Below are 21,601 nucleotides of genomic sequence, written 5' to 3' on the forward strand. Positions count from 1 at the left end.
TATGCGCGCGCAAGCGCACACGCTCGAAGCTATCGTCAGCGGAATGCTGTTACTGGCAAGTCTGGTGTTCGCGCTACAGATGACAGCCGTGACGCCGCTGTCTGCGAGCACGTCGAGTCAACACATCGAGAACCAGCAGCAGGCAGTCGGTGACGGGGTACTCGCCTCCGCGGCGGCAGAGGGCGCACTGAAGCCGGCTGTGCTCTACTGGAACAACAGCACGGCACAGTTCCATAACACGGCCGGCGGTCGAGAGTACTACACGAACGGGCCGCCGGACAATCGGTTTGGGGAGTTGCTAGAGCGCGCGTTCGACCAGCGGGGAATCGCATACAACGTCTATCTCAGGTTCCAGAACACGCAGGGAAGAACTGTCACGACACGCTACGTCTACAGCGGCGAACCGAGCGATAACGCGGTACGTGCGAGCCACACAATCACGCTCATGGACGACGACCACCTGCGAGACGCGGACGGGACGCGTAACAGCACGCGACTTGGTGAGCCGACGACCGACTATACGGTCTCGGACACCGGGAAGAACGTCTACAACACGGTCAGCGTGGAGGTGGTTGCGTGGCGCATCTGAACAACGACGAACGCGGACAAATAATCCTTATCGCTGCGTTAGCTCTGGCGGTGACATTCATCGGTCTTGCGCTGGTCGTCAACTCTGCAATTTACACGCAGAACCTCGCGAGCCGGGGTGAGGTCGCCGGGAGCAACGACGCGCTGGAGATGCGGGCAATGGTAGAGACGAACGTCGGGCAGGGTATCACCGCGGCCAACAGGTACAATTACTCGACCCAAACAACACTCGAAAGTGGTGTCCGTGAGAGCATCCGAACCGTCAGTACACAGACGGAGCGCCAGCGGGTCACGAGCGGGACACTGGTGAACGTCACACTCGCCGGCTCGCCAACCTACGGCACGCGAATCGTCCAGAACGATACGTCGGTGTTCAACTCCAGTGAAGCGACACCGAGCGCCAATTGGATGGTCAGAGAGCGGGTCACGCGCCCGGGTGACGGAACGAACGCAACCAGGCGGTTCGTCATCAACGCGACACAGCTCCCCAGTTCGGGAAGCGAGTTCGTCGTCATAGCGAACGGCACCGGTGGCAACCCGAAATGGACGATGCGCATCTGGGGCGCCGTCGGCCCCAGCGGGACGGTCAACGTGGAAGTCGATACACCGAGTGGCACACAGACCTGTGCTGTCCCTATCGAGGAGCCGTACGCCCATATCGACGTGACCGGCGGCACGGTGCAGGGCGAGCCGTGTCTCGCGCTCCAGGGCGGGAGCTTCGACGGGCGATTCGCCCACGGCGTCGGCGACGAGTACAATCTCACCTACGAGTCGGGCGATCAGATTAGGGGAAACTACTCAATGGTCGTCCGGGATAGCACGCCGGCAAACACGCTCGATATAGCGCCCACGTCGCCGTTCAGCACGACCGCGATCTACAACACGACCGTCCACTACCGCTATGACACGTCGAACTTACGGTACGAGGCAAAGATACGGGTGGCCCCGGGTGAGCCAGATGCCTCGTAACCGGGCCGTCTCGACGACGCTGAGCTACACGCTGAGTCTGGCTATCGCCTCGATTCTGGTGTCTGGCCTCCTCATTGCTGGGGGCAACTTCGTCGAAAGTCGGCAGGAACAGGTCATCAGGGATGAACTCGAAGTCATCGGACAGCAGGTGGCCTCTGACATCGCGCGTATTGACCGGCTGGTGGTCGCTGCCGACAGCGACCCGACTGCGCGGCTGAATCACACCTTCCCGGCACGGGTGAGTGGAACCGGCTATCGGGTCTCAGTTGACTCCACCGCCGATGAACTCACGCTTGAATCGACTTCCCCGGAGGTGTCGGTGACTGTTTCGCTCACAACCCGGACAGACTTGGGCGACTCCACCGCCGGCGGCGGTGTGATAACCGTATTCTACGACGAATCGAGCGAGCAACTGGAGGTCCGAGATGGCTGATCGCGCGGTAAGTGAGGTGCTGAGCTTTGCGCTGGTGTTCAGCCTTATCGTGGCGTCGATCATACTCGTCTCTGTAAGCGGCCTAGGGGCGTTACAGAACGCTCGGGACGCGGAGCAGATAGAAAACGCTGAACGGGCATTCGATGTGCTCTCGGACAACATCGCGGACCTCCACAGACAGGGCGCACCAAGCCGGGCGACCGAGGTCAGTCTCGGTGAGGCCTCGCTCAGGACGGGCGAAAACACGACAATATCGGTGCAAGTCCACGACGGGACTGCGCCCAAAGACGTCGGGACTTGGGAGATACGACCGATCATCTACGCCGGCAACCAGGAGCGAGCACTCGTCTACGAGGCAGGGGCAGTGTATCGGACGAACCGGGACGGCGGGGTGCAAAAACGAACGCCGCCGATAGTCGTCTCAGATGACCGCGTACTCATCACTGTGGTCGGCACGACCGCCAGTGACCAGCAGAGCCTGGGCGGGTCGACGGTGCTCGTCCGGACAAACCACCGACGCAGCAACGTCTCGTTCGCCGATACCGGTGGCAACATCGAACACGTCAACGTCAGCGTCGACTCGGACCCACAGCGCGAGGAACTCTGGCAGTCGTACTTCGAGAGTGAAGGGTTCACATGCGCGGCCAACGGCTGGTGTAACTTCACGTCGTCCTCCGGCGACATCCAGCGGACGTACGTGGTTTATCACGACATTGCAGTCGAGATTGACCAGTAACCAGTTGTCTACCCGCTGGTCACGTTGATCCGGTTTTTCGAGACGTGGAGGTACGTCAGCCGGATAATGTTCGTGTCCTTCGGCACGGCTCGCTCGTTTCTGAGCGCCCGGTCGTAGTGGACTAGCCCGCCGTTATCCACCGTGACTGACCCAGCAACGAGTCCACCGTACAGTTCAGCCTTCTTGAGGGAGACACTGCTGGTCCCGACGCCGCTGGCGGGTGCGTAAATCACGCCCTCGAACTGCGGGGTATCAGTGTCTCCCTCGATGACGGCGTCGAAGTCAGACTGGCCGTACACCCAGAACTGCTTGGCGTTGTTGGCGTTGTCGATATCGACATCCCCGGTGCGATAGATGTGGAAGTGGTGGCCGCTGGCGGACGTGGCTTTGCCTTTGACGTAGAGGCGGACCTTCCCGTCACCGTTGACTTTGATCCGTCCGTTGTTCTTGATGTAGACGTAGTCCCGGACCGCGATGGTCACGTTGTCACCACCTGTGTTAATCGTCAGCGTCTCGCCGTCCAGCGTCAGGTCTTCGAGGTAGTATGTGCCCGCGTCCAGCGTCTGGTCACCGGCGACGAGCTGATCGCCCGAAATGCTGCCGATCGCGCCGTTGTCATTGGTGTCGCTTGCGTTGGCGACTCGCCGGTTCACCAGGCCATCGATGGCGCCGGCTCCTTCGACACCAGAAATCTGTCTGACATCCCCGTTGACAGTACCTTTGATGTGCTTCGTCGTCGAGTATTCCACGTCACGGGTGACGACACCGCTCCCTTTCACCTCGACCCGGTCCCCGGACCGAACAGCGCCGTCCACCTCGCTGTTCCCTTTGACGTACACGTCACCGGCTGTAGTGATTGTGCCGAACGACCCCTGTGAGGTCGCGTAATCGCCGACAGATGAGTTGTAGCTGTCCGTTCGGGCAGGGTCGGTGCCACTACCGGAGAGCGTAATCTGTCCGCCAGCAGACGTGGCCGCGACGGCGCTTGTCACTTCTCGTGGCCCCGTCGGCACGACCAGCGTCGTGGTCACGCTGTCGTTTTCGTGGTCGTAGTACGCGTCGCCGTCGGTCCGCTCTTCGAAGTAGCGCCCCCAGGACCGGTAGTAGTCGCTCTTGACGGTGATGTTGACCGTCCCCGTATCCAGCGGATTGATGTTTCCGGCCGCCTGGTCGGGATACACCTGCGTCGTGCTGTCCTTCGAAACACTCGCCCGTGAGCCAAGTGAGTGGTCACCGCGGACGGTGATGAGCGGGAGCGTCAGCGTCGCATCGCGGTAGTAGAACTCCGGCGGTGAAACCATGACACTGCCACTATCGGAGCGTCGCCACACGCCACCGCCCTGATAGGCCACCTTCTGGTTCCCGTTTTCGTAGACGACTGCGCCGAGTTGCTCATCCATCAGCGTGACTGTCGTTGAGGGCGAAGCCGAGTGGTTGGTGATGTTGACGGTCATCCGACCCGCAGTGCCGTCGATTCGGTACGTCGATTTGTCCGTTCCAACGAGCGACACCTGCTGGCTGTCTGCGTTCCCAAGCGCCACCAGCGCCGCCTGAGAGTCCAACTGGGTCATCCCCGTCTCTGCCCGGGAGACATCAAGCCCAGCCTCAGTATCGACCAGCGCCGTCGCTCCTAGGCTGACAACGACACCGGAACCAACGATGACAAGACTGAGGACCAGTATCAGCCCAAGCGGGGCTGATTGGGCGCGTTGCTGACCCCAGGGGTAGTTCATTATCCGACAGTAGTTATCATGGCTGATAAGGTTGCTGGCCGGCCGCTGATAGTTGCTACCAGCGGCGGTTTATCGCGGACACAGCGAAAACAGACTGACGGCAAGCGCTACTACTTTTGATAGTGCTGGAGTGAGTGTGTTGGCTGTCAGTTGGACGTGATATTGACGTCGTTCGTCGAGATGTGGAGGTAGGTGATCGCAACCACGCTCGTGTCTTTGGGAAGTGTTCGCTCTTGTTTGAGTGCCTGGTCAAAGTGGACTCTGCCACCTTTTTCCAGTTCGACTTGGCTGGTGACTGCACCGCCGTAGAGTTCGCTCTTCCAGATCTCGAACGTGCTTGTTCCGGTCTTTCCCCCTGGCGCGTAGATGACACCAGTGACTCTGGACTTATCTGATCCTTTCTTTTCCATCCGGGCTTGAAGGGTGTCTTTGCCGTAGATCCACACCTGTGTTGACCGCTCACTGACCGCACCGGTTGTCCTGATCTCGCTCGCCCGTGTGAAGAAGTGATAGCCGTCGGCGCTCCCGCCAGACGCGGACGATTCGCCTTTTATGTATATCTTCACCTGATTCGGACCAGACACCGTGATATCGTTCCCGGTGTTGAGGCTCACGTAATTCTCGACGCCAATGATTACGTCTCCGCCAGTCGTGTCGAACTCGACATCGTTGCTCAAGTCGATTCTATCGACGTGATAGCTGCCCGCAGACAGCGTCGTCGTCCCCTCTGTCCCGTCGATAACGCCGTCGTCAGCTATCGTTCCCCCGTTATCGTTCGACGACGATAGGTCGTCGACCTGTGTGTCGACGTGAGAGTTGATGTTGGTAGTCTCGCCGAACGAACTGATCTGTTCGTCGGAACAGGACCCTGTACACGCGCCGTGTTTGTCGTCGAACGCGTCTGCCCATTCTACTCGGTCGCCGTTGAACGTCATCGAGTTACTACTGAATTCGACGCGCCCGCCCGAGGTGATGTTGCCGTTCAGTTCCGCACTCCCGGTGACGGTGACATCACCTGCCGTTGTGAGATTGCCGCCATCACCAGCCTCAGAGGCGTCGTACCCGTCCCCATCCGCCGAAGTATAGCTGTCGGTAAATGCGTCGTTCCCGCTCAGTTTGATCGAGCCGGAGTCGCTCGTTGCGGCGACGGCGTTCCGGACCGTTCGTGGCCCTGCAGGGACCTTGAGAATAATCGAGACACGATTGCTATCGGGATGATACGTCACGTCACCGTCTGTTCGCTCCTCGAAGTACTCTCCCCACGCACGGTAGTACTCGCTCTGGACGGTAACGTTGACCTTCCCATTTTCAAGCGGGTTCGTGAAGTTCGCGTTGCGCGTGCTGTTGGGAAAGTGTGACGTTGTTCGGTTGTGGGAGATCGACGCGCTGTCTCTGATTGCTCCGGACCCACTCACCGTTACGAGCGGCAGCGTTAGCGTCGCGTCTCGGTAGTGGAACTCGGGTGGAGACACCATCACCGATGTTCCGTCGCCGCTGGTCCGCCAGACGCCGCCCCCCTGATACGCGAGTCGCGTCTCATCACTGCCGTGATACGCCACCTCACCCATCGATTCGTTGAAGACGGTCGTCCGACTCCCGGACGTTGTATTCTGATAGGAGACGTTCATCCACCCGGCATCCTCATCGATTCGATAGGTGCTCGAACTGCTTGCGGGAAGGGAAACCTGTTGTACATCCGTCTGTCCCAGTGCCACGAGCGCGGTTTTGGAGTTGAGTTCCGTCAACGACTTCTCGGTTCGTTCCATGTCGAGTTGCGTCTGCGTGCTCGTGATTGCGTCAGCACCCAGTGCAACAACCGCCGTCGTCGATATAATCATCACCGCAAAAACCAGCGCTAGCCCGAGCGGAGCACTTTGCCCACGGTTTCCGAGGCTCCAGCCAGCGCTACCCATACTAGGCATATGTACCCCAGCAACTGATTTAAACAAGATGGGCAAGTTATCAATTGTGATACCGTGAAGGAGTCTCCTTGCGGTACGAATTCGTGGACGGTATCACTGGTCAGAGACTGGGCGTGAAGCGGAACGGTTTAGTCGCGCCCTCTCAGACAGTAAGATGGGAACAGCACGACCGCAAATCTGACTCGCTGTGGACTTTCACAGCTCGGGATTGCGGCCGTGTTCGGCACTGTACAGTGCCAATACGCCTCGTAACGAGAGCGGTTCGTGCGGTTCCAACCAGATTACAATGGCACGAATGCATACACGCCGTCGCGGTTCGTCCGACTCGGACAAACCGGCGGCAGACGAACCCCCGGAGTGGAGTGACGTCGACGAGGACGCCATCGAAGCGCGCGTCGTCGAACTGGCCGAACAGGGCCACTCGCCAAGCGAGATCGGCCTGAAGCTGCGCGACGAGGGCGTCCAAGGCACGCCGATCCCTGACGTCTCGCTCGCAACCGGCAAGAAAGTCACCGAGATTCTCGAGGAGAACGAAGCCGAACCGGAGTTCCCGGAAGACCTTCGGAACCTGCTCGAGCGGGCCGTCCGCCTTCGCGATCACATGGACGAGAACCCCGGTGACTACCAGAACAAGCGTGCGCTCCAGAACACGCAATCGAAGATCCGACGCCTCATCGACTACTACCGCGGTGACGAAGTCGACGAGGACTTCACCTACAGCTACGACAACGCCGTCGAAGCGCTGGGTCTCGAATAGATGTCGGCGACCGGTCGGGAACCGACGCCAGCCACGTCGCCCGGTGACCTCGCCGGGTCGCTGCGGGAGGCCGCTTTCGTGCGCCTCGTCAGCGACGCGACCGGCGAGGCGCTGGCCGCGACCGGCCTGCTGGCGCGGGCACTAAACGACACGCCGTTTCAGGCGAGCGTTGTCCGCCCGTTCGAGAACCCCGACCGGACCACGGAGACCGACATCACCGTCGCAATCGGTCGTACGCAGCCGACCGCCGACATAACGTTGACCGACCGCGCCGCCGCGACTGCCTTCGAGACCGCCCGCGAACTCGGTACGGCCGACCCCGCGCTCGCCCTGGCTGGCACGATTGCCGCCGGGGACGTTGACGGGACTGTTGCCGAAGCCGCCGAGCAGGCGGGGCTTGACCAGCGGCCCGGCGTCGCAGTGCCGGGTACAGACCTCGCGGACGGGCTGGCCCACTCGACGCTGTTCGTCGCGCCCTTCTCGGGCGACGCCGACGCAGCGCGGGCCACGCTGGCGGAGCTCGACATTTCGCCCGACGGACACCCGTCGGCCGACGATTGCCGACGCCTCGCGTCGCTGGTCGCGCTGGCCGTCACCACGGACGCGCCGCCACGGGCCGCTGACGCGGTCCAGCGCGCGCTTCGTCCGACAACAGGCGGCCCCTTCGAGACAGTCGGCGGCTACGCCGACGTACTCGACGCCGTCGCTCGCGAACAGCCAGGCACCGCCGTCGCACTCGCGCTCGGCCACGAGACCGTCCACGAGGACGCGCTGGCCGCCTGGCGCAGTCACGCCACACGCGCTCACGACGCAGTGTCCGAGGCGACCACGGGCCGGTACGACGGCCTGTTCGTCGCCCGCGGCGACGCGATGCCGACCGGCACCGTCGCCCGCCTGTTCGCGGACTACCGCGCGCCGGAACCGGTGACGCTCGTCGTTACCGACGACCGGGCCGCGGCCCGCAGCACGGACGGGCGGGACGTGGCAGAGACGATGCATGCAGCCGCCGAGATGGTCGGCGGTGACGCCGTCGGGACGGGCGACCGAGCGCACGCCCGGTTTGACGTTTCGACGGCCGACTTCATCGAAGCGTTCCGGGAGGCAGTATGAGACGGGCCGAGATTCGGACGACACACGACTCGCCCGAACGCATCGCACGCGCGGTGCGGCCGGATAACACCGACGAGATGACCACGCGCGTCGAGGGCGATGCCGTGGTCACGACCGTCGAGCGCGATTCGACCAGCGGCCTGCAGGCGACCGTCGACGACTACGTTGTCAACATCCGGGTTGCAGCACAGCTCGCAGACCAACACACACAATCCAACCATGAGTGAACGAAGCGTTTCCAAGCGCACAGAACAGAAACGGTGGTACACCGTGCAGGCTCCCGAGCAGTTCGACCGGGAGGTTCTCGGTAAGACACCGGCAGAGGAACCGGACAAGGTGCTCGGACGCACCATCGAAACAACGCTCGGCGAACTGACCAACGACGCCAGCGAGAACAACACGAAGCTGACCTTCAAGATCAACGAGGTCGCCTCGGACTCAGCGTACACGGAGTTCATCCGCCATGAACTCACGCGGGACTATCTCCGCTCGCTCGTCCGCCGAGGCTCTTCGAAGGTCGAGGCCTACATTACCGTGCTGACCACGGACGACTACCGTGTCCAGATTCAGCCGGTCGCCGTGACGACGAAGAAGGCCGATGCCTCCCAAGAGAAGGCCATCCGCCGAACGATGATCGACCTCGTTCGCGAGACGGCTAAAGATCGCTCCTTCGAACAGCTCATCGACAGCGTCGTCGAAGGGCGTCTCTCCTCGGCCATCTACGGCGAGGCCAAGGACATCTACCCGCTCCGACGCGTCGAGATCAAGAAGACAACGCTCGAAGCGCGGCCCGAAGAAGTCGCCGCCGAAGAGGAGACGGCTGTCGACGTGGACGAAGAAGACGTCGACGTCGAAGCCTAACACGTTCCAACACCGACGTTCGATTTTTCCGCCCCACTAGAGATCGATATCTGACAGCGACGCGGCAGACATGCGTCTCTTCTGTGACGTTGTTGCCGACGGTCGGAGTTAGCGACCGAGAATGCAAAACAGCGCGCAGACGCTCCACTCAGCGCGGACGAGAAAAACCCGGCAAAATCGACAGTGCCGCTACTCGACGCTTGTCGCCGTTTCGGGGTTTTCGGTTACGACGACAGTCCCGACCATCCCGGCTCGTTCATGCGGGATACAGAAGTAGGCATACTCGCCGAGTGTCTCGAAAGTGTGCGTGAAATCGTCACCCTCGAACATCGTCCCGCCGGAGGAACTCCCCCAGTTGTCGCGGGCCGCCTGTTCGGTGTCAAAGCCGCCGGAGGCGAAGTAGTCGGCCTCGTCAGGGATCTCGTCCTCGTAGGCCGTGACCGAGTGGCCCTGTTTGCTCGTATTGAGCCACCGCACGGTCGTCCCCGGTTCGACGGCGATCCGAATCGGACGGTACGCCTTCGCGGACATCCCAACGTCGTAGTCGGTGTCAGCGCTCCCACCGCCGAGGCAGCCGGCGAGCCCTGCGACTGCCGCCGGACCGGCCGCACGGAGAAAATCCCGTCGCTCCATACTGCGACTCAGGACCGCATAGTCAAAGACCGCTCGGTTCCGGACCGCAATCGGCCCGTGGCTCCAAACTCGGGAGTCAGCCAGCGGCGATCACTCGAAGGTCAGGCCGTCACGGAGTTCGCGGGCGTCGGCGAGCAGGCCGTCCGGGTCGTCGGCCGTCACTGTCACGTGTCCCATCTTCCGGAGGGCGTACACCTCGCGCTTGCCGTACCAGTGCAGGTGTGCTCGCGGCGTCTCGAGCACGCCGTCTTCGCCCCGTAGCTCCGCCGGCTGGCGCTCGGTCACGTCCCCGAGAATGTTGGTCGACACAGTGGGGAACCGTTGATCGGTCGACCCCAGCGGCTGGCCGGTGACAGCGCGGAGGTGTTGCTCGAACTGCGAGGTATGGCACCCTTCAATAGTCCAGTGTCCGGAGTTGTGCGGGCGCGGCGCAATCTCGTTGAGCAGGATCTCCCCGTCGGTCGTCTCGAAGAGTTCGATACCGAACACGCCGCGGCCGTCCATCACGTCAAGCACGTCGTGAGCGACATCTCGGGCGCGTTCGCGGACGGCTCGTGACGCTCTGGCCGGCGCGACGGATTCCCGCAGAATCTCCTCGCGGTGAATCGTCTCGGTGACCGGGAACGTGTCCCGCTCGTCCGCGCCGCGACAACCCATAACGGCCAGTTCCCGCTCGAAGTCGACCATTTCCTCAACCATCGCTGGGCCGGCAATCTCGTCGACAGCGCCCTCGACATCGTCCGGCCCCTCGACGCGGATGTTCCCGCGGCCATCGTAGCCGCCGGTCCGGGCCTTGAGCATCGCGGGGTAGCCCAGTTCCTCGCAGGCCTCGCGGAGGTCGTCGGGGGTGTCAACGGCACGGAACTCGGGGACCGGAACGCCGGCATCCGACAGCCGGCGCTTCTGGACGAGCTTGTCCTGAATCGTCCGGAGCGTCTCTGGAGTGGGATGCACAGGCGTCCCCGTCTCCTCGGCGACCCGTTCGAGAACGTCCGGATCGGCCAGTTCGATCTCAAAGGTGAGGTAGTCGGCGCGCTCGGCGAGCTCCCGCAGGGTCGCCTCCTCGTCGAAATCCCCGACGATCTGGTCGCGGACGACCGGCGCGGCCGGACAGTCCGGTGTCGGGTCGGTCACAAGCAGTTCGAGGCCAAGCGGCGCGGCCGCCTCGCCCAGCATCCGGCCGAGTTGGCCACCGCCGACCACGCCGACGGTCGGCCCTGGTGACGTGAGCGTCATACCGCGCGCTTTCACAGCAGCAGGGTTAACGGTTCGGTTCTCGGCCGTAGGATTCGTGGACCCACACCGTCATGTCGTTCGAGCCGTACTTCGTTCGCATCCGGTGTGTTTTGGGTACGTACCCGGCGGCTTCGAGCTGTTCGGCAGGGACTGTGTTGTCGATCTGCTGGGTGATGACTATCGGCGGCTGGTCCGCCTGCGCCTGTTCGGCAAGCGTGTCGGGCCGGTTCTCACAGGAGACGTTCACGTCGTCGGTCGCGTAGTACCACGGTAGCGGCAGCGAGTTGTGCCACTGCAGGCAGGTCGGTCTGGTGTTCCACCACGAGTCGTTCCACTGACCGCGGTCTTCCTTGACGTACGCGTCGTCGCCGTCGTAGGCGTCGCCGCGCTCTCCGTGGTACATGACGACATCGGTGCCGTTTCTGTTGGCCGTCGCGATTCGGTCCATCTCCGCCAGGTCCGTACGGAGCGACTCCTGTGGCTGGGCGTACTGGACCAGCGGATTCCCCTCCAGATGCTCGTTGGTGTACACCCGCGTTACGGTCGTGTTGACGACGAGTGCAGTAACGAGCAGAACGATGGCGGCGGCGATGGCCGCACCAGTCACGTCGTCAGCCGACAGCGATTCGTTCCCCCACCGGATCACAGCAGCGAGTCCGACGGCGGCCGGAATCGACAGCGGGACGACAACGTGGACGGCGAGCCACGGCGCGCCGATGTCGGTCCCGATGGGGTAACCCAGAATCGAGACGTAGCCGCCGTAGGCCGCGAACGGGATGAGGTGGCGCGGCTCAACGGTTCCGAGTCGGTCGAGCGCATACCCGAACACCGAGAACAGAAGCAGCGGCGCCGCGGTGTAGCCCAGCGCTTTCAGGAGCACCTCGTAGTGGCCGTCGACGCTCTCGTAGAACGTCTCGATGGACCCGACGAGGCCTGTTTCCGTTGTCGTGGCCTTCTCCGAGGCCGGCGAGAACCACTCGCTGTACTGGTCGACGACGCGTTCCCAGGTGGTCTGGACGAGTTCGGGGAACAGTGATGGGTTCGTCACGCCGGACCAGAAGTTCACGTCGCCACTTGCGGCCGGCGCTGGCGGGTGTTCGATGCCCGCGACACCGGCCCCACGCGGAGCGTAGAAGAACAGCGAGACGAGGCCGAACACTAGCGCGGCGAGGACGATGTGGCTCGCGTACGCTGCGAGGACGGAGGTGGCGCTGTCGTGGCGGTCGCGGAACGAGCGACCGATGTTGATAATGAGCCCTACGTCCGCCCGGACACGGCCCGACAGCCGGCCCCAGATTGTACCGATACTCGGGACGGTCCGGAGGAAGCTGTACGCGTCGCGGTAGCCGTTCGGAAGGACGAGCACCTTTGCCAGCAGAAGGCCGGTCGCGCCGAGCCACGTCAGTACGTAGACGATGGCGTTCTCCTTCGAGGCGAACCCGAGCGCCATGAACGCGGCGACGCCGTAGAGATAGCGTGCCTTCCGGGTGTCAACAAACCGGACGAGCAGGCCGAAGGCGGTGAACATAAACGCAGCGACCAATACGTCGCTGCGCATAAACCGCGAGAAGTACAGCAGGACCGGATTGAGTGCGAGAAAGGCGGCCATGAGGACTGTCTCGTCGGACCGGAGGTGTTCGCGAAAGAGCAGCGCCGCCAACGGGAGCAGGCCGCCGACAATCGCGACCGGGAGCCGCATCGTGAAGTCGGTCGGCGCAGCGACGGTGAATACCCAGCTATCGACGTGTTGAATGAACGGGCCGTGGATGATGTAGCGATAAGCGAACGACCCAGAATCGCGGAGATGCAGCGCCCAGTAGGCCACGCGACCCTCATCGAAGTGAGCGACGCGGCTTCCGAGCGCTACGACTCTGAGGATGAGTCCGAGAAGCGTCACGGCAACGACGAGCTTCACGGTGGCGCGGGGGTCGTCCGCGAACCAGGACCGGCTCCGGTCCCGAAGATCGTGGAGGGCAGACAGCAGGGACGACTCAGCCATACCTGGCTCAAGCACATGGGGCATTAGAATCCTTCTGGTTTCCAACAGCTGTTGTCGGACTGACAGACTGTGGAGGGCGCTGCGGAGAGCGAGACGGAACGGTAGTTCTTTAGTCGCCCCTGCCCGGGTGTCAGGTATGGTGCAGCTTGGGCTGGTTGTCGCCCAGTATGACAAACACGGGGCCGTTATCGAAGAGATGGAGCACGGGGCTTACGAGGCCGCTGCCGACAATGACGCTGAGATTGCTGCGTCAGTCGATGTCCCGGGGGCCTACGACACGCCGCTGGCCGCCGACCGGCTGGCGCGCCGGTCGGATATCGACGCCGTGGCCGTCCTCGGCGCGATCATCAGCGGCGACACCGACCATGATCAGATCATCGGCAACGCCGCTGCGCAGGGGCTGACCGACGTGTCCCTCGACCGCGATACCCCCGTCACACTGGGCATTATCGGCCCGGGCATGAGCCAAGACGAGGCCGAGGCCCGAACCGACAAGGGGGCCTCAGCCGTCCGGAGCGCAATCGAACTCGCCACTGAACTCGAACAATGACTATGGACTTCGCATCCCGCGTCGAACGTGTAGAACCGAGCGCGACCCTCGCGATCAGCAACAAGGCCGCAGAACTCGAAGCCGAGGGGAAGGACGTTGTCGACCTCAGCGTCGGCGAACCAGACTTCGACACGCCGGAAAACATCAAAGACGCCGCCAAGGACGCACTCGACGCCGGCCACACTGGCTACACGTCCTCCAACGGCATTCCCGAACTGAAGGAAGCCATCGCCGACAGTCTCCACGACGACGGCCTCACTCAGTACGGCCCGGACAACCTCATCGTCACGCCGGGCGGCAAGCAGGCGCTGTACGAAATCTTCCAGACCATCATCGATGACGGCGACGAGGTCGCCCTGCTCGATCCGGCCTGGGTGTCCTACGAAGCGATGGCGAAACTCGCCGGCGGGACGCTGACCCGTGTCGACACTGCCGCCCACGACTTCCAGCTCGAAGGCGCGCTGGACGACCTCGCCGATGCCGTCTCCGACGAGACGGAACTGCTCGTCGTCAACTCACCGGGTAACCCCCACGGCGCGGTGTACTCCCGCGAGGCGCTGGAGGGCGTTCGCGACCTCGCCGTCGAGCACGATATCACGGTCATCTCGGACGAGATCTACAAGGAGATTACCTACGACGGCGTCGAAGCTGTCTCGCTGGGCACGCTTGAGGGCATGGAAGACCGGACCATCACCCTCAACGGCTTCTCGAAGGCCTACTCGATGACCGGCTGGCGGCTGGGGTACTTCGCGGCCCCGGAAGAACTCGTCTCACAGGCCGGCAAGGTCCACTCCCACTCCGTCTCTTGTGCCGTTAATTTCGTCCAGCACGCCGGCGTCGAGGCCATTACGAACACCGACGACGCCGTCGAGGAGATGCGCCAGGCCTTCGCTGAGCGCCGCGAGTTCCTCATGGGCCTGTTCGAGGACCACGGCGTCCACGTCCCTGAGCCGCAGGGCGCGTTCTACATGATGCCTGAAATCGCGCCGGATGGCGACGATACCGAGTGGTGTGACCAAGCTATCTCGGAGGCACAGGTAGCTACCGTCCCAGGGACCGCGTTCGGAACCCCCGGCTACGCCCGTATCTCCTACGCCAACAGCAAGGAGCGGCTGCAGGAAGCCGTCGACCGGCTGGCCGAGGCCGACCTCATCTAAGCGGCCCGTCACGACTTGCCCTCGTCGACGTTCGGTACCGGAACCGTCCAAGCCAAAAAAGTGGGACGGACTGTAGGGTTGGTAGTTTTGCTACGTTACGACGAACACTGTCACCAGCGTGAGGATGACGAGCGTCTCGGGCAGTACTGTGAGGATGAGCCCTCGTCCGAACATGTCGGGGTCCTCAGCGATGGCACCCGCCGCCGCACCGATACCGCGCTCGGCGAACCCGGAACCCAGCGCCGCTAACCCGACAGCAAGGGCCGCGAGTCCCCCGGCGAGGTAGCTGGCGGCCTCGGCGGATATCGCGGGCCCGCCAGTCTGTAACACGACTGCGCCTGTAGTGGCTGACATGGCAGTTTGCCGTTCGGCGGCGGCGGAAATCACGAACCCGATGGATTCCATCCCCCGGTATTCATGGTCGTCTTTTACAGTGACTGCCGGAGAATAAACACAGATACACAGTTTTTACGCGGACCGTCTCTGAACACTTGAACCGGACGCGCTTCCGGATCGACCCCGTGCGAACCGTTTTCACTCGGCCGCTGGAACAGCCGGTATGCGAACCCGGAGAGCGGTGCTTGTCCTCTCAGCCGGAACGATCTGTCTAGCCGGCTGTGGAACTCCTGGCGGCGGGTCGGATGGGGGTCTCACTATCGAAGCGGGAGACGCGACTGCCGCGCCCGGCAAGACGGCGAACATCGAGGTACAGGCTTCGTCGGTCGGCGTCCTGACCTGGCAACTGGCCGAGATTCCCGAGAGCTGGCAGGTGACACACGAGGACTTCGAGCCGGAGCCGACTGCCGTGCGGGAATCCTATCCGCCGGAACTCGTCTGGGACCCTATCGCTGACTCGGTGACCGGCAGCTTGGCCGTCGCCGTCCCGGACGGTGCGACACCCGGTGAGTACATGCTGGCGGTCGAGGCCGGGACGGATACCTCGGACGAGCGCGTCGTCTCGGAGGCGACGGTCACCGTTGAAGCGTAATCACTCGCTACGTTCGTCGAGAATCCGGTCGATAATCCGGCCAGTCGACAGGAGCCGGTCAGCCGCCTCGGCTTCCAGCGGGCTGGCCCGGCGGATCTCACAGTCGATTCCACGGGCGGACAGCGCCGCTTCCAGTTGCTCGTCGTCGTGGTGCTGGTCGTATCCCAGTGCGATGATGTCCGGTTCGATTCGCTCGATGGGGACGAAGATGTCCTCTGGATGCCCCAAGTGTGCCTCGTCGACCGGTTTGAGTGCGCTGACCATCTCTCGGCGTTGCTCGTCCGGGACGACCGGCGGCTCCTTGTGCGTGACGTTGACCGAGCGGGCCACGATGACGTGCAGTTCATCGCCCATGTCGGCGGCGTCCTGCAGGTAGTGGACATGGCCCGGGTGCAGAATATCGAACGTTCCCTGCGCGACAACGCGGGTCACTGATCGAACTCCTCCTCGCGTAGCTCGGCGTCGATATCAGCCTGGTCGAAATCGAAAAAGGACTCCTCCGGCGGCTCCACATCGAGTACCGGAAGGTCGACCGCTGTCCCGTCGCTGTCGAACGCCTTCCAGTCATCGCGGCCGTACGGGTAGCCGACAATGATGTGGACGTCGCCGCGACCGAACGTCGCAAGGTCCGCGTCGCTGGGCTTGAGGACACCGTTCGGGTGCGAGTGAATCGACCCCGCCGCTCGCATATCGTTTGGAACCATGCTCGTCTTGACGGTCGCACTGACCGGGTTCGACTCTGTCCCCGGAATGACCAGAACATCGGTCAGAACGGTGCCGTCGTCGTCGAGCCCGAGCTTGCTGGCGTCATCGCCCCGGAGAAAGCCCATATACTCGTTGGGATGGGCCTCCTCGGAGGCTGCGAGCGCGAACTCGAGTGCAGACTCCGCGATCCCGAGTATCCCGCTCGTTCGGAACAACCCCATACCACGCTGTCGGGTCGGACGCTTTTTACGCGTTGTGTTCGTCCCTCCGCGGATTCCGAAGAGTACAAACGGGGGAGCACCGAAGGATTGACAAATGTCTTCGCCAACTGGCACCGGTGACGGTGCGACGGTCCCCGACGGCGGGACCATCGTCTACGATCTTGCGGACCAATGTACGTCCGATGATCTCGAAGAAGGCGCACTGTACCACGCAACTGTCAACGGCACCGTCGAATACGGCGTGTTTGTCGATCTCTCCGATGCTGTCTCCGGGCTCGTTCACGACTCTAATCTCCTGGGCCAGTACGACGTGGGCGACGACCTCATCGTCGAACTCGGCGAGATCCGCCCCGATGGCGATCTGAGCTTCGAAGAAGTACGGGTCGCAGACTACGAGGAACAGCGTGTTGCCCACGGCAACGCGACCACCGTCGCCGACCTTGACGATGCGACTGGTGAGACGGTCATCATCGAGGGCCAGGTCGTCCAGATCAAACAGACCGGCGGCCCCACCGTGTTCCAAGTCCGTGACGAAACCGGCATCGTCCCGTGTGCCGCCTTCGAAGAGGCAGGCGTCAGGGCACACCCTGACGTCGAAATCGACGATATTGTCCGCATCTCCGGGCGCGCAGAGGAGCGTGACGACGGCTTGCAGATCGAAGCCGAATCGCTGACAGTCCTCGACGGCGAGGAAGCTGCCGCCGTCGAGAGCGACCTCGACGCCGCACTGGCCGAAGCCGCCGAACCAGCTGACGTCGAGCCGCTGGTCGAGTGGCCCGCCTTCGAGAAGCTGTGGGATGACCTCCGGGAAGTTGCGACGGAACTCCGAAAGACGGTGCTCTCGGGTCGACCGATCCGCATGCGTCACCACGCCGATGGTGACGGGCTCTGTGCGAGTGTCCCGCTGCAGGTCGCACTGGAGTCGTTTATCGCCTCCCAATACGAAGATGCCAGCGCGCCCCAGCACCTCCTCAAGCGCCTCCCGAGCAAGGCCCCCTACTACGAGATGGAGGACGTGACCCGGGACCTCAACTTCGCATTGGAGGACCGCACCCGACACGGGCAGAAGCTCCCGATGCTGCTGATGCTCGACAACGGCTCCACTGAGGAAGACACGCCGGCCTACCGTAACCTTCGGCACTACGACATCCCGGTTGTCGTCGTCGACCACCACCATCCGGACCCCGAGGCTGTCGAGCCACTCATTGAGCAACACGTCAACCCGTACCTCCACGACGAGGACTACCGTATCACGACGGGAATGCTGTGTGTCGAACTCGCCCGGATGATCGACCCCGACCTCACCGAGGACCTCACGCACGTCCCCGCCGTCGCCGGCCTCTCGGACCGTTCGGAAGCCGAGGCGATGCGGGACTACATCGACCTCGCCGGCGAGAAGAGCTACGACGAGAGCGACCTTCGCGACATCGGCGAGGCGCTTGACTACGCGACTCACTGGCTACGCTACAACTCCGGCGAACAGCTCATCACCGACGTGCTGAACGTCGACTGTGACGACCGCGACCGCCACGCGGAAGTCGTCGACTTCCTGGCCGAGCGGGCCGAGCGCGACGTCGAAGACCAGCTCGACGCCGCCATGAGCCACGTGGACCACGAGCGCCTCGACAACGGCGCGCACCTCTACACAATTGACGTGGAGAACCACGCCCACCGCTTTACCTACCCCGCGCCGGGCAAGACGACGGGCGAAATCCACGACCGGAAGGTAGCGGAAACTGGCGACCCCGTGATCACCATCGGCTACGGTCCGGACTTCGCCGTTCTGCGCTCCGACGGCGTCCGTCTGGACATCCCGCGGATGGTCACCGAGCTCAGCGAGGAGATCGACGGCGGCGGTGTCTCCGGCGGCGGTCACCTCGTTGTCGGCTCCATCAAGTTCGTCAAGGGCCGCCGCGAGTCAGTCATCGACGCTCTCGTCGAGAAGATGGCCGAGGCCGAGATCGACGAAGAACTCGGAAGCTCGACGGCGCTGCCCGAAGAAGTGTAAGCTGCTCGCCACACAATATCCGTTTTCTACGCTTCGAACGAAACCCGACGAGCGGCGAACCCGGCGACTACGAGAAGACCGAGTAGGGCCACGAGTGCCCCGACCGGCATGTCAAAGTCGCCGGCGTCCCAGTCGGCAGCAAAGACAGCGCCGAAATAGTCGGCTGCGTCGCCCCCGTGAAGCACCAATACGACCTCGCGGTTGGCTGTCGCTGCCTGTTCGTTCCAGTTGAGACTGCCGACGATGACCTGTTCGTCATCGACGACAGCGCCCTTGGCGTGAATCTTCTCGTAGCGACCGTCGGGGTCCGCCACTTTCGCCGTCAGCGGCGCCTCGTTACGGTCGGCCCACTCTCGAAACCGCTGTGCTGTCTGCGTGTTCTCCTCGCGGACGTACCACGCGTCACTCAGCAGTAGGCGGACCTCGACGCCACGCGACGCGGCTCGACGGAGCGCCCGGAGGAGTGGGCTGTTCCAGTCTCCGACCGTTGGCTGGATGACGTCAATGGAGTCGTCCGCGCCGTCTATCGTCGTGACGAGTTCACCCTGGGCGTTGTCCGGGGTAATCAAGAGGTCCGTCCGCTGAACGGGCACCGATTCAGCCCGGAATTCAGTCGGATACGTCCCGGTCGCTGTCTCGGCCCGCTCGAACTGTCGGCCCTGACGGTACTCTCCCCACGGCTTGCTGTCCTGCCAGCCGGTATCCGACTGGAACGTCTGATTCAGCCCGTCGACGACTCGTGGCTGTGCCGTGACCACCCCCCAGCCGCGGCTGCTGTTGCCGCCCGTGCCGGCGGGCTTCCAGTTCTCCGTCAGCACGACGGCCCGCCCGTCGGCGACGGCGTACTTCGCGTGGTGGTAGCGATATCTGGTACGTGGACCTGTCATCACCCGGACGGAGACGCCGGCCCCGGCCAGTCGGTCAAGGGTGCTGGCCTCTGCGGCGGTGCGGCTGCCGACCGGTTCGCCCTCAAGCAGGACGCGAACCGTCGCACCGCGGAGCTGGGCGGCGATAAGTGCGTCGGCGACCCTTGTCGAGGAGAGGGTGTACCCGGCCAAGTATACCCGCTCGTCCGCGTTTCGTATCGGCCGAATCGGAGCAGCAGGTGTATCCGGCAGCGCGAACGCGCGGACCTCACCACCGGCGGCCCTTACGACCGGGCGGTCCGTCGCACCCAGCGGCCGCCAGCGGATAACCGATCCGTTCACTATGCCGAGTTCCCCCTCGACGGCCTCGGTGTACCGGACGGCGTCGACAGTCTGATTAGCACGCTGAAGGTGAACCCGCTCACCGCCGTTTGCCAGTGCAAGATGTCCGTCGAGGCCGACGACCGGCCAGTTGGTGAGCTTTCGCGTCCGGTTCGGTGCCGTCGAGAGGACGACGCGCCCGCGGGCAGTGGTGTTCGGAACACCTGCAGTACCGGCGCCGTCGGTAATGGTGTACTGCCTGATATCGGTCCCGACGGGGATGTCAAGGACGACGAACTCCCCCTCATCGCCGCCGGCGACGGGGTCCGGATACACTGCATGGATCGACGGTTCTGTGGGACCTCTGGTTGGTGTTACGGCTGAAGTCGCCTGACCAGTGGCGATACATGGGCTTATCGCGGCGAAGACAAACACGCAACAGACAAGTGGGGCGAGCGACCGCATCGGGCCGTCTGGCCGCCCGCTCGTATAAAAAGGTACCCTGCTTCAGGCGCTGGCTGCCTTTTCCGCTTCGGCTTGGACAATGTAGGCACGGTCGTCCGTGTAGCGGGCAGCTTCATCGAGCGCCGTTTCGGTTCCGATCTGTCGGAGCGCCCACGCGGCGGAGGCGCGAACGGAATCGCTGTCGTCGGATTTGAGTATGTCGCCGAGCGGCTCGATAGCGCGGGTATCACCGAGCAGGCCGAGGGCGCGGGCCGCGACCGATCGGACCTCCTCGCTGTCGGCGTCGAGACGATTGGCGACCGGCTGGACCGACTCCGCACTGCCGATAGCGCCCAGTGCGCGCAGCGTGACTTTCTGGAGCGCGGGGTCGCCGTCACCGTCGATGTAGTCGTGCAGCGTCTCGGTTGCGCGCTCGTCGCCGATTTTCCCCAGCACCTCGATTGGCCCCTTGTCGCGTTTCTGTGCGCGCTGGTGCATCGCGTCGAAGGCCGGTTCGGCGTCGCTCCCGAGGTTGTACAGGAGGTCAACGATGTACCCGTCGAAGAACTCTGACCCGAGTTTGTCGTAGGCGAACAGGACCTGCTCGAAATCGCCCTCCTCAGCGTGGAGCTTCGCGGCGTTCCACTCCGGCGGGAAGTCCTTCCGGTTCTCGTTGGTCAGGATGTCGTAGAAACCGCGGGCGTCGAGTTGCTCTTGTACCGTGAGGTCGTCCCAGACTTCGGCTTCGTCCAGCCCTGTTTCCAGCGCTTCCGCCGCTTCGAGGAGTCCTTCGATAGTTTCCGTATCCTCGTCAGGGTCGAGGTTTGCCGCTTCGATGGCGTCGGCGACTGTATTCAGCGCATCCCCGGCAGCGACGAAATCGCCGCTCGTGTCGGCGTTGTGGTCGACGAACTCGGCGCTTTCGTCGAGGAACGTTTCGACGGCTTCCTGTGCTTCACCCTCGCCGTCGTCGGTCCACTCGCTGTCGGTGACGGTATCCGCTGCGTCAGAAACGATAGCGACCACGTCATCGGCATAGGGGCCGCGCTGTTCGTCAAGGTCGTCGCGCAGGTCCGACAACTGGGACTCCAGTTCCTCGCGGGGGTCTTCGGCTTCGTCGTCGTCCTCGTCGGGTTCGGGCAGGTCGGCGGCTTTGAGGTCGCTCTCGATGTCGTCGAGGGACGACTCGACGTCGTCGAGGTCGGCCTCGGTCTCTGCGGCCTCTAGCGCGTCGCCGGCCTCCGTGAGACGCGATTCCAGTTCTTCGGCGGTCACGTCGATCTCATCTGCTGCCTCGGCGTCGTCCGACGCGTCAGCCTCGTCGTCCCCGTTGCTCATGTCCAAGACTGTGTCGGAGCGGGCCA

At 63.3% G+C, this 21,601-nt stretch carries 22 protein-coding genes; 12 read left to right on the top strand and 10 right to left on the bottom strand.

Annotated elements, in window-relative coordinates; genetic code table 11:
- Position 1: 1 nt before the first annotated feature.
- The 4 genes from RBH20_RS09250 to RBH20_RS09265 are packed head-to-tail and all read left to right on the top strand — an operon-like array spanning position 2 to position 2,726.
- On the top strand, positions 2-589 hold the full coding sequence (locus tag RBH20_RS09250; protein WP_306707865.1) for a hypothetical protein: 588 nt from the start codon (positions 2-4) through the stop codon (positions 587-589).
- Complete coding sequence (locus tag RBH20_RS09255; RefSeq protein WP_306707867.1) at positions 577-1,557, top strand: hypothetical protein; 981 nt, start codon at positions 577-579, stop codon at positions 1,555-1,557. The genes RBH20_RS09250 and RBH20_RS09255 overlap by 13 nt, the downstream gene beginning before the upstream one ends.
- Positions 1,547-1,990, top strand: a complete 444-nt coding sequence (locus tag RBH20_RS09260) for a hypothetical protein (RefSeq protein ID WP_306707869.1) — start codon at positions 1,547-1,549, stop codon at positions 1,988-1,990. Before RBH20_RS09255 ends, RBH20_RS09260 begins: the two co-directional genes overlap by 11 nt.
- Positions 1,983-2,726: a hypothetical protein gene (locus RBH20_RS09265; protein WP_306707871.1), complete on the top strand. Its 744-nt coding sequence runs from the start codon at positions 1,983-1,985 to the stop codon at positions 2,724-2,726. Before RBH20_RS09260 ends, RBH20_RS09265 begins: the two co-directional genes overlap by 8 nt.
- 8 nt (positions 2,727-2,734) lie before the next feature.
- Here the strand turns inward: RBH20_RS09265 and RBH20_RS09270 are convergent, their stop codons facing one another.
- Together RBH20_RS09270 and RBH20_RS09275 are read right to left on the bottom strand one after the other, a co-directional pair.
- A complete protein-coding gene (locus tag RBH20_RS09270; protein ID WP_306707873.1) occupies positions 2,735-4,459 on the bottom strand; it encodes a polymer-forming cytoskeletal protein in 1,725 nt (574 codons plus the stop codon).
- Positions 4,460-4,605: 146 nt separating this feature from the next.
- Entirely contained in the window at positions 4,606-6,297 is a 1,692-nt protein-coding gene (locus tag RBH20_RS09275) for a hypothetical protein (protein WP_306710408.1), read from the bottom strand.
- A 370-nt stretch (positions 6,298-6,667) separates the two neighbouring features.
- Between RBH20_RS09275 and RBH20_RS09280 the strand changes: the two genes are divergently transcribed.
- The 4 genes from RBH20_RS09280 to RBH20_RS09295 are packed head-to-tail and all read left to right on the top strand — an operon-like array spanning position 6,668 to position 9,109.
- Positions 6,668-7,138, top strand: coding sequence for a 30S ribosomal protein S15 (locus tag RBH20_RS09280; protein WP_306707875.1), 471 nt, complete (start codon positions 6,668-6,670; stop codon positions 7,136-7,138).
- Positions 7,139-8,248 (top strand): hypothetical protein, encoded by a 1,110-nt coding sequence (locus tag RBH20_RS09285; protein WP_306707877.1) that lies wholly within the window; start codon positions 7,139-7,141, stop codon positions 8,246-8,248. It begins immediately after the preceding gene.
- Entirely contained in the window at positions 8,245-8,475 is a 231-nt protein-coding gene (locus tag RBH20_RS09290; protein ID WP_306707879.1) for a KEOPS complex subunit Pcc1, read from the top strand. Before RBH20_RS09285 ends, RBH20_RS09290 begins: the two co-directional genes overlap by 4 nt.
- Positions 8,468-9,109, top strand: a complete 642-nt coding sequence (locus tag RBH20_RS09295; RefSeq protein ID WP_306707882.1) for a 30S ribosomal protein S3ae — start codon at positions 8,468-8,470, stop codon at positions 9,107-9,109. The genes RBH20_RS09290 and RBH20_RS09295 overlap by 8 nt, the downstream gene beginning before the upstream one ends.
- Before the next feature lie 189 nt (positions 9,110-9,298).
- Here RBH20_RS09295 and RBH20_RS09300 read toward each other — a convergent pair whose 3' ends face one another.
- The 3 genes from RBH20_RS09300 to RBH20_RS09310 form a co-directional block, all read right to left on the bottom strand.
- Positions 9,299-9,742: a plastocyanin/azurin family copper-binding protein gene (locus RBH20_RS09300; protein ID WP_306707884.1), complete on the bottom strand. Its 444-nt coding sequence runs from the start codon at positions 9,740-9,742 to the stop codon at positions 9,299-9,301.
- Between the two features lie 90 nt (positions 9,743-9,832).
- Positions 9,833-10,978 (bottom strand): 5-(carboxyamino)imidazole ribonucleotide synthase, encoded by a 1,146-nt coding sequence (locus RBH20_RS09305; RefSeq protein ID WP_306707886.1) that lies wholly within the window; start codon positions 10,976-10,978, stop codon positions 9,833-9,835.
- A gap of 25 nt (positions 10,979-11,003) precedes the next feature.
- Positions 11,004-12,977 (bottom strand): flippase activity-associated protein Agl23, encoded by a 1,974-nt coding sequence (locus tag RBH20_RS09310; RefSeq protein WP_306707888.1) that lies wholly within the window; start codon positions 12,975-12,977, stop codon positions 11,004-11,006.
- 136 nt (positions 12,978-13,113) lie between these two features.
- Between RBH20_RS09310 and ribH the strand changes: the two genes are divergently transcribed.
- Positions 13,114-13,527 carry a 6,7-dimethyl-8-ribityllumazine synthase gene (ribH, locus tag RBH20_RS09315; protein ID WP_306707890.1) on the top strand — a complete coding sequence of 138 codons (414 nt, stop codon included), beginning with the start codon at positions 13,114-13,116 and terminating at the stop codon, positions 13,525-13,527.
- The gene (locus RBH20_RS09320) at positions 13,524-14,684 is read left to right on the top strand and encodes a pyridoxal phosphate-dependent aminotransferase (protein ID WP_306707892.1); all 1,161 of its coding nucleotides are present in this window, start codon (positions 13,524-13,526) and stop codon (positions 14,682-14,684) included. Before ribH ends, RBH20_RS09320 begins: the two co-directional genes overlap by 4 nt.
- Before the next feature lie 90 nt (positions 14,685-14,774).
- On the opposite strand, the gene RBH20_RS09325 is transcribed toward RBH20_RS09320, so the two are convergent.
- The gene (locus RBH20_RS09325; RefSeq protein WP_306707894.1) at positions 14,775-15,038 is read right to left on the bottom strand and encodes an ATP synthase subunit C; all 264 of its coding nucleotides are present in this window, start codon (positions 15,036-15,038) and stop codon (positions 14,775-14,777) included.
- A gap of 205 nt (positions 15,039-15,243) precedes the next feature.
- Between RBH20_RS09325 and RBH20_RS09330 the strand changes: the two genes are divergently transcribed.
- Complete coding sequence (locus RBH20_RS09330; protein WP_306707896.1) at positions 15,244-15,672, top strand: hypothetical protein; 429 nt, start codon at positions 15,244-15,246, stop codon at positions 15,670-15,672.
- Here the strand turns inward: RBH20_RS09330 and RBH20_RS09335 are convergent, their stop codons facing one another.
- Positions 15,673-16,104: an adenylyltransferase/cytidyltransferase family protein gene (locus RBH20_RS09335; protein ID WP_306707897.1), complete on the bottom strand. Its 432-nt coding sequence runs from the start codon at positions 16,102-16,104 to the stop codon at positions 15,673-15,675.
- Positions 16,101-16,598 (bottom strand): Mov34/MPN/PAD-1 family protein, encoded by a 498-nt coding sequence (locus RBH20_RS09340; protein WP_306707898.1) that lies wholly within the window; start codon positions 16,596-16,598, stop codon positions 16,101-16,103. Before RBH20_RS09340 ends, RBH20_RS09335 begins: the two co-directional genes overlap by 4 nt.
- 94 nt (positions 16,599-16,692) lie before the next feature.
- Between RBH20_RS09340 and RBH20_RS09345 the strand changes: the two genes are divergently transcribed.
- A complete protein-coding gene (locus RBH20_RS09345; protein WP_306707900.1) occupies positions 16,693-18,606 on the top strand; it encodes a DHH family phosphoesterase in 1,914 nt (637 codons plus the stop codon).
- A gap of 26 nt (positions 18,607-18,632) precedes the next feature.
- On the opposite strand, the gene RBH20_RS09350 is transcribed toward RBH20_RS09345, so the two are convergent.
- Both RBH20_RS09350 and RBH20_RS09355 read right to left on the bottom strand, forming a co-directional pair.
- Positions 18,633-20,258 carry a phospholipase D-like domain-containing protein gene (locus RBH20_RS09350; RefSeq protein ID WP_306707902.1) on the bottom strand — a complete coding sequence of 542 codons (1,626 nt, stop codon included), beginning with the start codon at positions 20,256-20,258 and terminating at the stop codon, positions 18,633-18,635.
- Between the two features lie 42 nt (positions 20,259-20,300).
- The gene (locus RBH20_RS09355; RefSeq protein WP_306707904.1) at positions 20,301-21,575 is read right to left on the bottom strand and encodes a HEAT repeat domain-containing protein; all 1,275 of its coding nucleotides are present in this window, start codon (positions 21,573-21,575) and stop codon (positions 20,301-20,303) included.
- Between the last annotated feature and the right edge of the window lie 26 nt (positions 21,576-21,601).

Source organism: Haloarcula sp. H-GB4, assembly GCF_030848575.1.
Taxonomy (GTDB): Archaea; Halobacteriota; Halobacteria; order Halobacteriales; family Haloarculaceae; genus Haloarcula.